This is a genomic window from Williamsia sterculiae (genome assembly GCF_900156495.1).
GTDB classification, from domain to species: Bacteria; Actinomycetota; Actinomycetes; order Mycobacteriales; family Mycobacteriaceae; genus Williamsia_B; species Williamsia_B sterculiae.
In genome coordinates, this window is record NZ_FTNT01000013.1 from 1 (window position 1) to 12348 (window position 12348).

At 67.7% G+C, this 12348-nt stretch carries 7 protein-coding genes; 1 reads left to right on the forward strand and 6 read right to left on the reverse strand.

The features are described from left to right. Positions 1 to 466, forward strand: a 466-nt coding sequence (locus BW971_RS18175) for an HNH endonuclease (protein ID WP_143690454.1), incomplete at its 5' end; no start/stop codon positions are given. A gap of 116 nt (positions 467 to 582) precedes the next feature. Here BW971_RS18175 and BW971_RS18180 read toward each other — a convergent pair. From BW971_RS18180 to BW971_RS18205, 6 genes are all read right to left on the reverse strand, one after another. Beyond that, positions 583 to 2175, reverse strand: a complete 1593-nt coding sequence (locus tag BW971_RS18180) for an acyl-CoA carboxylase subunit beta (protein ID WP_234974476.1) — start codon at positions 2173 to 2175, stop codon at positions 583 to 585. A 1-nt stretch (position 2176) separates the two neighbouring features. After that, positions 2177 to 7582, reverse strand: coding sequence for a polyketide synthase Pks13 (gene pks13, locus BW971_RS18185; protein WP_083710313.1), 5406 nt, complete (start codon positions 7580 to 7582; stop codon positions 2177 to 2179). 4 nt (positions 7583 to 7586) lie between these two features. Beyond that, positions 7587 to 9512, reverse strand: a complete 1926-nt coding sequence (gene fadD32 / locus BW971_RS18190; RefSeq protein WP_407701237.1) for a long-chain-fatty-acid--AMP ligase FadD32 — start codon at positions 9510 to 9512, stop codon at positions 7587 to 7589. A gap of 82 nt (positions 9513 to 9594) precedes the next feature. Then, positions 9595 to 10629 (reverse strand): LLM class F420-dependent oxidoreductase, encoded by a 1035-nt coding sequence (locus tag BW971_RS18195; RefSeq protein ID WP_083710315.1) that lies wholly within the window; start codon positions 10627 to 10629, stop codon positions 9595 to 9597. A gap of 136 nt (positions 10630 to 10765) precedes the next feature. Then, the gene (locus tag BW971_RS18200; protein WP_076482502.1) at positions 10766 to 11746 is read right to left on the reverse strand and encodes a cutinase family protein; all 981 of its coding nucleotides are present in this window, start codon (positions 11744 to 11746) and stop codon (positions 10766 to 10768) included. A gap of 3 nt (positions 11747 to 11749) precedes the next feature. After that, positions 11750 to 12289 carry a DUF732 domain-containing protein gene (locus BW971_RS18205; RefSeq protein WP_076482503.1) on the reverse strand — a complete coding sequence of 180 codons (540 nt, stop codon included), beginning with the start codon at positions 12287 to 12289 and terminating at the stop codon, positions 11750 to 11752. Positions 12290 to 12348: the final 59 nt, after the last annotated feature.

Here is a 12348-nt window from a genome sequence, read left to right on the forward strand (position 1 = left end):
CGAAGATCGGAACACCGCACGCCTGGGGTGGTTGGGGTCCATCTCCGACCGGGCGGCCACGCTGGCCGGGTGCGACGCCGGGATCACCCGGGTCGACCTCGACCAGCACGGTGTCCCGACCGCGGTATCAGCGACCAAACGGTTGTTCACCGGGGCAGTACGCAAGGCGATCATCGTCCGCGATCAGTGCTGCATCAAGTGTGGGGCACCCGCGTCGTGGGCGGACTGCCACCACATCATCCACCACGCCGACGGCGGCCCGACCATCCTCGACAACGGATGCCTACTCTGCCGCAGTTGCCACACCGCCGTCCACCACCAGGGATGGGAAGTGATCATGGGCCACGACCGACACCCCTGGCTCATCCCACCCGCCACCATCGACCCGCGGCGACGACCCCAACCCGCCCACAACCGACGAACCATGAGACTCGACGATCCACACGTGATGGGAACCGCCGCGTGAGCTGATCCGTCACATCACCAGAGGGACCTCGAACCATCGCGGTCGCGTGAAGCGGTCGCACATGTACGTTGACAACTCCATAGTGTGCGGGCGGGTGAGCGCGATGACCCACCGCGTCAGACGGGCATGAGCAGCGATCGCCGTGGCGTCCGCTGGATTTCCTTGTCCTGCAACTGCGCCAGGGCCTTGCGGAGGTGCAGACGGGTATCGGCGGGTTCGATGACGGCGTCGATGTACCCGCGCTCGGCGGCAAGGTACGGCGTAGCCATCATCACGTTGTAGAAGTCGATGAAGTCCTGCCGGATCTTCGCCGCCTCGGCGGGGCTCGCGTTCTCGGTCTGCCGACGGGTCAGCACCGCGGCCGCGGACTCGGCGCCCATCACGGCGATCTTGGCCGTGGGCCAGGCGAAATTGATGTCGGCGCCGAGCTGCTTGCAGCCCATCACCGCATACGCGCCGCCGTAGGCCTTACGGATCACCACGGTGATCTTGGGAACGGTCGCCTCCACATAGGCGTAGAGGAACTTACCCGACCTGCGGATGGTTCCCTTCTCCTCCTCGGCCAACCCCGGCAGAATCCCCGGGGTGTCCACCAGGAACACCAACGGGATGTTGAAGGCGTGACAGATTCGTACGAAACGTGTTGCCTTCTCGGAGCTGTCGGTGTCGAGGACACCCGACATCACGTTGGGCTGGTTCGCCACCACACCCACCGAACGGCCGTCGATGCGGGCGAAACCGGTGATCAGGTTGGGCGCAAACAGCTCCGAGATCTCGTGGAACGCGCCGTCGTCGAACAGCCGCACGATGATGTCGTGCATGTCGTAACTGGCGTTGTCACTGTCGGGCAGGAAGCTGTTCAGCGTCAGGTCCGACTCGGTGACCTCCGGCTCGAGTCCCGGATTGATCACCGGTGGGTACTCGTGGCAGGTCGACGGCATGTACTGCAGGTACTCACGCACCCATTCGAAGGCGTCCTTCTCGTCCTCGGCGACGTGATGGATGTTGCCCCACCGCGCCTGGTTGTGCACCCCGCCCAGGTCCTCGGCGCTGATCTCCTCGCCGTTGACCTGCTTGAGCACGTCGGGCCCGGTGACGAACATGTAGCTCTTGTCCTTCACGCCCACCAGGATGTCGGTGTTGGCGGGCGTGTAGACCGCGCCACCGGCGCACTTGCCCAGGATGATCGAGACCTGCGGCGCCAACCCGGACAGCAGTTCGTTGCGACGACCCATCTCGGCGTACCAGGCCAGCGACGTCACCGCGTCCTGGATGCGGGCACCCGCCGAGTCGTTGATACCGACCATCGGACAACCGATCTTGCCTGCCCACTCCATCAGCCCGGACACCTTGCGGCCGAACATCTCCCCCACCGTGCCACCGAACACGGTCTGGTCGTGGGAGAACGCCGCCACCGGCCGGCCGTGGACCAATCCGTGCCCGGTGACCACACCGTCGCCGTAGCCGGACTCGGCCGCGCCGGCCATCTTGGCCAGCGCTCCGATCTCGACGAACGTGCCCGGATCGAACAGCATGTCGAGACGCTCACGGGGAGAGCAGATTCCCTTGGCGGCACGCTTCGCGCGGGCCTTGTCGCCACCGGGCTCCCGTGACTGTTCCAGCTTCTCGCGCAGTTCCTGCAGCTTGCCGGCTGTGGTGGTCGCGAGAGACGCAGTCGCCTGGTCTTCCGGGGACAGGGATTCCGTCACGTCAGTGTCCGATCTTGTTCAGCCGATCAGTGAGATCGGCGCCGATGATGGCGATGTAGGGCTCGTCGATGATCGACAGGTGGTCTCCGCCGACGTGCACGATCTCGAGGTCGTCGATGAACTCGCCCCAGCCGCCGTCCTCGTCGATCTCGGCCCACTGCGGTTCGAGTTCCACCGCACCGTCGTGCATCTTGTCGGCGCGGTAGAGCACCACCGCACCGTCGTACTCCGTGGGTCGCACCGTGACCAGAGCCCGGTTGTCCAGGAAGGACGTGCGCTGGTGCTCGATGATGCCGCCTGGGATCTTGGCGTTGCTCATGGCGAGCATCTCCATGATGATCTTGAACTGGCCCTCGTCGTCGGCCTCGACCAATCGATCCATCGGCAACGGGACGTCGTCCACACCGTAGGTACGGCGCGCGAACTCGGCCCACCGTTCGAGCCTGGCCCGCTTGGTCTCCGGCGTCTCCTCCTCGGGCTCCGACGGGCGCACCACGTCGATGAGCCCGACGAAGGCGACCTCCTCGCCCTCCTCGCGCAGCACCTTCGCGCAACCGAAAGCCAATGCGCCACCCAGCGACCAACCGACCAGCACGTACGGTCCGTGGGGCTGCACCTCCCGCAGCCTCGGCAGGTATTCACGGACCCGCTCCTCGATGGAGCCCTCGACCCGGTCGAAACCGACGACCCACTGATCCTCGGGTAGCCGTCGCAGCAGTGGCTCGTAAGCCGCGGTGGATGCCCCGGCAGGGTGGAACACCAACATCGGGGTCGGGTCGTCGGCGGTGAACGTGCGCTTGCCCTCGGGCACGCGCAAGTAGCGAACGAAACCGTCGACGGGGGCACTGTCCTCCATGTGTACCCGCACGTAGTCGGCCAGTGTCTCGATGGTGTCGGAGTCGACGACGTCCTCGACGTCGATCTCACCGCCGGCGCGCTCCGACAGCCTCTGGGTGAGCTTGTCCGCCGTCGCGTTGTCCAGCACCGGCAGCGGGTTGAAGATGCCACCGGCGGACTTCCCGGTCACCACCGCCCACACCCCGAAGGTGAGGCGTTCGGCGGCGTCACGAGGTGGGACGTCGGCACCGGCGGCAGCCGCCGCGGTGATCTGATCACCGAGACCCGCTGGTGGGTTGGCCGAGTTCTCGGTCTGCGTCTCCTGTTTCACCACCTCGGCGGCGAGGGTCTCCGGCGTCTCGTGGCCCGGAGCGGCGTCGATGTCGCGCTGCAGATCCCGCTCGGCGGCGGCCTCGGCAGCGGCCGGAAAGTGTCCGACACCGTTCACGCCGGCGGGCGGGGTGTCGGCCGTGTCCTGTTCGGCCACGGCCTGTCGGAGTTCGGACTCGGTGTCGGTCCCGGCGGTCGTGGCCTCAGCGGCCAGCGACTCCGGGGTGGCGGTGCCGTCGACGATCGCGGCCAGCTTCTCGGTGTCCAGATCACCCTGTCCGGCAGCGCCTTCGGCGAGAGCGGCCACCTCGTCACGGTGCTCGACGGCGTAGCTCACGAACTTGGTCACGTCATCGAGGTTCGCCTGCCGCATCGCCTGCAACTGCAGTTGCGGGATGTCGAACTCGTACTCCACACGGTTCTTGATGCGCACGGCCATCAGCGAATCCAGACCCAGCTCGATCAGCGGTATCTCACGCGGCAGGTCCTCCGGCTCGTAACCCATCGACTCACCGACGATGACGGCGAGCCGGTTGGCCACGGACTCACCGCTGTTCGGATCCCAGCGACCGCTGATCTCGTCGACGACCTCCTTGTCGACCACCACACCGGGCGCTGCCGCGGGCGCACTCACCTCGGGGATGGCAGCCGCAGTGGGAGCCGCGCTGTCGGCACGGGCGGCACCGGTGACCACGGCGTCGAGCAACGGCCGGAACGCGCCGTCGACGTTGATGTGCACGTGCACCGACGCGCCACCCGGGTGCGGGTTCAGCGTGGTCGTCAGCGTGCCCGCTGCCGGCACCTCGCCGAACTGTTCGGTGGCGCCGACGGTCACCTCGCCGAGCACGCTGTCGGCGGCAGACTTGACCAGCACCCGCGGGTCGGTCACCGCGGCAGCGCTGACCTCCCAGACGTGCCTGCCGTCGGGCAGCGCGACATGGGCACCGGGGATCTTGGCGGAGCCCGACCCGGTGCCGATGTGTGCGGTCAGCCAGTACGGCTTGCGGTCGAAGCGGGTACGCGGGATGTTCGCGAACTCACCTGCGCCGAAGAGTGATCCGACGTTCACGGAGTGACCGTGCACGTAGAGTTTCATCAGCGCGGTGATCACCCCGACGTTCTCGTCCTCCTTGCGCCGCAACGTCTCGATGAGTTCGGCGTTGTGCAGACCGGCGCCGAAGGTCACCGCGGCCACGGAGATCAGCACGGCCGGGTTGGGTGAGAGCTCGAGGAACGTGGTGTGCCCGTTCTCCACCGACTTGGCGATGGCCTGGGAGAACCAGACGCTGTGCCGGAGACCCTTGGTGAAGTACTCGATGGTGTGCACCGGCTCGCTGCCGGGACGGTAGAACGTCTCCCGGTCGATGGAGCTGTAGAACCCGACCGTGGGCTTCATCGGCTCGATACCGGTGAGTTCGTAGGCGAGTTCGCCGAGCAACGGGTCCATCTGCGAGGTGTGGCTGGCGCCCTTGGTCTGCAGCTTGCGACCCAGCTTGCCCTCGGATTCCGCGCGGGCAACCACCGCGTCGACCTGATCCTCGGGACCACCGACCACGGTGTGGGTCGGGGCGGCGTAGACGCAGATCTCCAGGTCGGGGTAGTCGCTGAGAACCGTGGTGATGTCGTCGGCGCTGTACTCCACCAGGGCCATCAACCGGATGTTGTCACCGGTGAGCATGGACTCGCCCTCGCCCATCAACCGCGAGCGCTGGCAGATGACGCGGACGGCGTCCTCCAACGACAACCCGCCGCTGATGTAGGAGGCGGTGGCCTCACCCATCGAATGCGGCACCAGCACACCGGGTTCGGCGCCGTGGTGGCGCAGCAGCTCGGCCAAGCCGACCTGGATGGTGAAGATGCCCACCTGCGAGGTCTCGATGCCGTAGGTCTGTCCGTCGTCGAGGAACATCTCGACGATCGAATAGCCCAGCTCGTCGTGCACGTACCCATCGATCTGGTCGACGGCCCGGGCGAACACCGGGTTCTCCTGATAGAGCTGTTTACCCATCTTGCGGTGCTGCGAACCGAACCCGCTGAGCAGCCACACCGCGGACGCCGCGTCGGGCGAGTCGACGGTGAAGACCGTGGGACTGGCCTTACCCGCGGCGACGGCGCGCATACCGCTGAGTGCCTCGTCGTGGTCACGAGCCATCACCACCGAGCGGGTGCGGCCGTGGTTGCGATGCGCCAACGCCCGGCCGATGTCGACCAGCGGGGTGTCGCGGGCCTCGTCGGTCTCCAACCAATCGGCAAGATCCGCCGCGGCCTTGCGGCGACGCGACGCCAGGAACCCGGAGATCACCAGCGGGATCACCGCTCCCTCGACCGCACACGGCGCGAAACCGTCGGCGGGGTCGACCTGCTCCGTATCGACAGGCGCCGGGGTGGCGGCGGTCGCCCGCGTGCCGAGAGCGGCACGTTCCGCCTCGGTGAGGAAGTCCTCGTCGTCATCGTCGTCGACATCGAGGGAGCCGGCCTGCGCGACCACCACCTCGTCATCGGACGTGACCCCCGGCTCGACCAGGTCGCTCGGCAACACCTCACGGACCACGACGTGGGCGTTGGTGCCGCCGAAGCCGAATCCGGAGATACCGGCGACGGCGTGTCCGCTGTAGCGCGGCCAGGCCGCACCCTCACCGACGACCCGCAGGTGGGCCTGGTCGAACTGGATGTACGGGTTGGGCCCGGCGTAGTTCAACGACGGCGGCAGTTCGTCGTGCTGCAGCGCCAGCACCACCTTGGCGATACCGGCGGACCCGGCCGCGGCCTCGAGGTGGCCGAAGTTGGTCTTCACCGACCCGAGCAGCGCGGGCTTGTCGTCGGCGCGGCCCCTGCCGACCACCCGACCGAGGGCGTCGGTCTCGATGGGGTCGCCGAGGATGGTGCCGGTGCCGTGCGCCTCGATGTAGTCGACGTCGCGCGGGTCGATGGCGGCATCGCGGTACGCGCTGCGCAGCACCTCCACCTGGGCTTCGGGGTTGGGCGCGGGCAGACCGTTGGACCGGCCGTCGGAGTTGACCGCGCTGCCCGCGACCACGGCGAGCACCTTGTCGCCGTCGCGGCGGGCGTCGGCGAGCCGCTTGAGCACCACCAACCCGCCACCCTCGGCGCGGATCATCCCGTCGGCGTCCGAGGAGAACGCCTTGATGCGGCCGTCCTTGGCCTGCACACCCAGGCTGTCGAAGCCCAGCGTCGCGGCCGGCGTGATCAGCATGTTCACGCCACCGGCCAGGGCAAGGTCGGATTCGCCGCTGCGCAGGCTGCGGACCGCCTGGTGGATGGCGACCAGCGAGGTGGAGCAGGCGGTGTCGATCGCGACCGAGGGCCCGCGGAAGTCGTAGAAGTAGGAGACGCGACCGGGGACCACCGAGGTGGAGGTACCGGTCAGCGCGTAGGCCGCGGTCTCCCCGGTGCTCTCCGGATCGGCCACCGCGAGCATCTGATAGTCGTTGGTCGAGGACCCGATGAAGACGCCGACCTGCTCACCCTTGAGGTCGCTGGCCGGGATGTGCGCATGCTCCAACGCCTCCCAGGTGAGTTCCAGCGCCAGTCGCTGCTGCGGGTCGACCATCTCGGCCTCACGCGGACTCATCTGGAAGAAGTCGGCGTCGAAACCCTTGACGTCGTCGAGGTAGCCACCGTGCAGGTTGGCCTTCTGCAGGATGCCGTTGATGTGCGGGTCGGCCTTGAACTCGGTCCACCGGTCGGCGGGGAGGTCGGTGATGCCGTCGCGGCCGGTGATCAGCGCGTCCCAGGTGGTGTCGGGGGTGAGACCGGCCTTGGGGAAGCGGGTGGCCAGACCGACGATCGCGATGTCGTCGTCGGCACCGCGCTCCCGCTGGTAGAAGGTGGCGTCCTCGTCGGTGTCCAGCCCCTCGTCGGGGTCACCCTCGATGATCCGTTTGGCCAGAGTCGCGATGGTGGGGTGCTGGTAGACAACGGTCGCGGTGAGCACCACACCCGTCTTGTCCTCGATGTCGCCACCGAGGGCGACGGCGTCGCGCGAGGAGAGACCGAATTCCTCCATCGGACGGTCGTCGGCGATCTGGTCGGGCGACATCCCGGTGGCGTCGGCGACCCAGCCGCGCAACCAGTCGCGCAGTTCGGCGACGGTCAGGTCACCGGCGGTCTCGCCGACGGTGCCCACACCCGCGGTTCCGGTGGTTGCGCGGTCGGCGGCCGCGGAGTGTGCGTCGGCCGTATCCGCGGGTCCGGTCCCGTTGCTGCTCGACTCGGTCATCTCTCTACTGTTCCACCCCGTCGGCGATCGGGCTGTCGGGGAACGCGGTCTGCGTGTACCCGCCGCGGAGGGTGCCGTCGATGTACGACGTCCGGGTGGCCCGGCGGCCGATCTTGCCGCTGGACGTGCGCGGGATGGAGCCCGCCGGTACCAGCAGTAGGTCGCGGACCATCACGCCGTGGCGTTGGGCGATGGTGGACCGCACCGTGTCGGCCACCTCCTGCGGATCGGTGCGCTTGCCCGGACCGCGCTCGGCGACGATGACCAACTGCTCGGACGCATCGTTCGCGTCGAATTTCAGGCCGTTGGTGGCGTTGGCGAACACCTCCTGCGGCAGCTGGTTGGCTGGCACCGCGAACGCCGCGGCGAATCCGGGGCGCACCTGGGGGCTCGCCTCCTGCGCGCTGTACTCCAGGTCCTGGGGGTAGTGGTTGCGGCCATCGACGATGACCAGGTCCTTGACCCGACCGGTGACGTACAGCTCGCCTTCCCACCAGACTCCGTAGTCGCCGGTGCGCATCCAGGTTGCATCGGGCGCTGCGCCCTGCGCGTGACTGCCCTCGGGCAGCGGCGTGGCGAGGCGGTTGTGGAAGGTGTCCTCGGTCTCGGCGGGCTTGTTCCAGTACCCCCTGCCGATGTTCATACCGTGCAACCAGATCTCACCGACCGCACCGTCGGGACGTTCGACACCGGTCTCCGAGTCCACGACGCAGGCCCATTGGCTCACGGCCACCTTGCCGCAGGACACCTGTGCGACAGCGCCGGGGGTCTCCGGGTCGATGATGACGAAATAACCCTCGTTCAGCTTCTCGCGGTCGACGTAGATGATCCGCGCCTCGTTGTTTCGTGGGGTGGCAGACACGAACAGGGTGGCCTCGGCCATGCCGTAGGACGGTTTGATCGCGGACTTCGGTAACCCGTAGGGACCGAACGCCTCGTTGAACTTGTCCATCGAACTGACCGTGACCGGCTCGGAACCGTTGATCAGGCCGATGACATTGCTCAAGTCCAGCGCTTCGCCCTCCCTCGGCAGTCCGCGAACCGCGGCGTGCTCGTAGGCGAAGTTGGGAGCGGCGGCGAACGTCGGCGCGTTGTCGTCCTTGGCGGCCAGCTCGTTGATCCACCGACCGGGGCGGCGCACGAACGCGGCCGGGGACATGATGGTCAGGTAGCTGCCACCGAGGGCGGGCAGGATCACCGTGAGCAGACCCATGTCGTGGAACATCGGAAGCCAGGTCACACCGCGGGAGTTGTGGTCGAGCTCCACCGAGTCGATCATCTGCAGCACGTTGGAGGCGACCGCGCGGTAGGTGATCTCCACACCGGCCGGGATCCGGGTGGATCCGGAGGTGTACTGCAGGTAAGCCACGTCGTCGTGGGTGCTGTCGGGTCGGGTCCAGGTGGCACCGACCGAGTCGGGCACCGCGTCGACCGCGATCACCCGCGGCCGCTCCTTGGCGGGCAGGTGTTTGAAGAAGTCGCGGACCGGTTCCGCCGACTTGGTGGACGTCAGGATGGCCGCGGGCCGACAGTCGCCGAGGACGGCGGTCAAGCGGTCGGTGTGGCCGGGCTCGTCGGGCGAGAACAGCGGTACTGCGACGGTGCCCGCGTAGAGCGCACCGAAGAAGCCGATGACGTACTCCAGCGACTGCGGCGCCAGGATCGCGACCCGGTCACCGGGTTGGGTGACCTGCTGTAACCGGGCGGCCACCGCACGTAGCCGCTTGCCGAACTGCGCCCAGGTCAGATCCTGAGCCTCGCCGTCGCGCTCCCGGCTGTAGTCCATGAACCGGTAGGCCAGTGTGTCACCGTGGTCGACGACGTTGCGTTCGACGTAGTCCACCAACGTTGCGTCGTCGGTGAAGTACAGATTCCCGGTTTCGTCCAGAAACTGATCGAACTCGTCGTTCATCACTACCCCTGTTGACATGAATTCCTCGCGTGCCCCTGAGTCGGCGTGTTCGGATCTCGACGTGGGTGCAGACCGCCGATCATCGTACCCACCTCGCGAATCACTGCTCTCGTAGCAGCGGGATCACCGGCGCGAACGCCTCCATCTGAGTCGGGAACACCCCGACGTACGACATGGTGGTGCGCCGACGCACCTCCCGGATCTGCTCCGCGATCTCCTCGAACGACCCAAAGGCCAGATACGGCGAGGACAGCACATCCTCGACACTGAGTTTCGCGTCCACCTCGATGTTCGGCGGATACCCGTTGTCCAGGGCCGCCAGCGCCATCTCCGCGGTCGCCTCCCGGTCGTCGGTGACGACGATGGTGGCGATGGTCCAGTTCAACTCGATCTCGTCGAACCGGTCGCCCGCGGCCGCGCGGATCCGGTCGACACGTTCGACGGTCTTGTCGATGGTCATGTCCGACAGCCGCAGCTTGCCCTCGGTGGTGGTGCCGGTGGCCACCGAGATGATGTCGGCGTGCCGTGCGGCCAGCGCCAGCATCTTCGGGCCACCCGCACCGACGGCGATGGGCGGACGGGGACCCTGTCGCGGTCGAGGACTGCCGACGAGTCCCTTGATCTGATAGAACTCGCCGTCGAAGTTCACCTCTTCGCCGCGCAGCAGTCCGTCGAGAACGGTCAGCGACTCGTCGAGCCTGCGCAACCGGACACCGGCAGGCTCGAACTCGATACCCGCTTTGTCGAACTCCTCCTTCATCCAGCCCGCACCGATGCCCAGCTCGAGGCGCCCCTTGGAGAGCACGTCGATGGTGGTGGCCTCCTTGGCCAGCAGCGCCGGGTGGCGGTACCCGTTGGCGAGCACAGAGGTGGCGAGCCGGATCCGGGAGGTGGCCTGACTCAGGGCGCCCAGCGCGGCCAGCGGCCCGACCTGATTGCCCAGATGATCGGGGATGGCGAAGGTGTCGTAACCGAGTTCTTCCGCAGTCTGGGCGAGCTTCACGAACTTACGGGCACCACCTTCGTCGCGGTTCCCCTCACCGCCCGCGCCGAATCGGAACTTGCGCAGCGTGCCCGACCCCACAGCCCCTGACCCCACGGCCCCCGACTCGGCGAAGGCGTTTCCTGAGGTCATTGTCATCTCTCCTAGCGCAAGTTATCCCGACCCATGCATTCCGCCACACGTTACGTGCGGTGACACCACCTGCCAAAACGCTGCACGGCGATTCTGTGATCGACACCATGAACGGTGCCGTCTCTGGTGGAGTGTGTCAGTTGTGCGGTGGCTTCGGTGCGTCCTTGACCACCCCGGTCACCCAACCGCTCATCCACCGCACCGCACTCTGGCCGTCGTCGTTCCAGTACCGGGTGGTGTTGTACATCGCGTGGATGGGGTTGTTGAGCGCGCCCGCGATCTTCGACAGACCCTCGATGGGATTGGCGATGGTCGGCGAATCGCAGATCAGATCGCCGGGTGCGCACAGAGAGTAGGTGCGATCCTTCAGATCGCCGAAACCACCGGGCCGTGAACCGGTCATGGTGGTCCCGCCGACGATGCCGCCGAACGCGCCCAGAGCGACCTCCGCGCCGACCCCCTTCGGGTCGGGCCCGACCGACTGCGCCTGACCCGGCTCGCGGCGTCCGTCGGCGATGAGCCCGACGCCGATCACCTGATCGGCGGGCACGACGCCGCGATCGTTGCCGATCTGCGTGGCCAGGTCGCCGGCGATGACCGCACCCTGCGAGAAGCCGAGCAGAACGAACGACGTCAGTCCACAGCGCTGGTGGACGTCGACGATCTTCGCGCGGGCGCGGTCGTACCCCTGGGCGCGCGAGACGTCGTAGTTCACCTGCCGGTCACCGAGATTGGTCGGGTTGCGGAACTGCGCGACGTACGGGACCGTCCAGACGTCGGTGCGGGAGCTCGGATACGCGTCGGCCAGCGGCTTGGACACCTTGAGCAACAGCGAGTTCGGGTTGGCGTGCGGATTCTCCGGATCGTCGGTGGCCGACGACTCCCAGGTGCCCGGGATGACGATGGTCTGCACATCCGGACAGTCCGCGGGCTGCGCGGTCGGCCGCCCCGGCGTTGAGGATGACGGCGGCTGGGTCGGCCGCGGGCCGGGCAGGTTGGGCCCCGGGGTGAGCAGCGAGATGATCAGGATGATCACCAGGACGATGGCGATGATGGCCAGGGCGGCGAGCCCTAGCAACACCGCGAGCAGCTTACGGCTGCGTCTGCGTCGCGCCACGGGTCAGCAGTAATACTTGGTGGCGGCCGCGATCACCTTGTCGGCGTCGGCCCCGGCCGCGCTCACGTCGGTCTTCCCGGACCCGACGATGGGCAGCACCGTGGCGCTGATGTCGGCAGGGCTCGCCTTCGCGGCGCGCTGCTGGCAGACGACGGTGGCCGCGCCCAGCGCGACGGAGTTGTCGGCGTCGTTGGCGAAGGCGACGTTCTCCCGCTTGAGTTCACCGAGGTAGGCGTCGGCCTTGCCGCTCGCCGGGCGCGGGGCGGCCGACGAGGGGGCGGTGGCGGGCAGACCGCTGGTGTCGACCGGACCCTCGGTGGACGACGGGTTGGTCGCGTCGGCCGACGACGACGCCGTTTCCGACGACGCGGCAACCGAACTGCTGGTCACCGCCGAGGTGCTCGGGGTGGCGGCGGTGGTCGGTGCGGTGGCCGTGGAGTCGTCACCGCAGGCGGCAGCACCGCCGACGGCCAGCAGCAGTGCTCCGCACGCCACGGTGGTCCGCAGCACTCGAGTCGCGCCGGTGCCGAACTTGCTTGTCATCTCACTCCTGACGGTCATCTGCCGAACGCGGCCGCCCCGCACACATGTCGCAACCGTAC

Excerpts from the sequence above, each read along its gene's own strand:
- pks13 (WP_083710313.1), bottom strand. The coding sequence starts at position 7,582 with ATGACCGAGTCGAGCAGCAACGGGACCGGACCCGCGGATACGGCCGAC.
- BW971_RS18205 (WP_076482503.1), bottom strand. The coding sequence starts at position 12,289 with ATGACAAGCAAGTTCGGCACCGGCGCGACTCGAGTGCTGCGGACCACC.
- BW971_RS18195 (WP_083710315.1), bottom strand. The coding sequence starts at position 10,629 with ATGACCTCAGGAAACGCCTTCGCCGAGTCGGGGGCCGTGGGGTCAGGG.
- fadD32 (WP_407701237.1), bottom strand. The coding sequence starts at position 9,512 with ATGTCAACAGGGGTAGTGATGAACGACGAGTTCGATCAGTTTCTGGAC.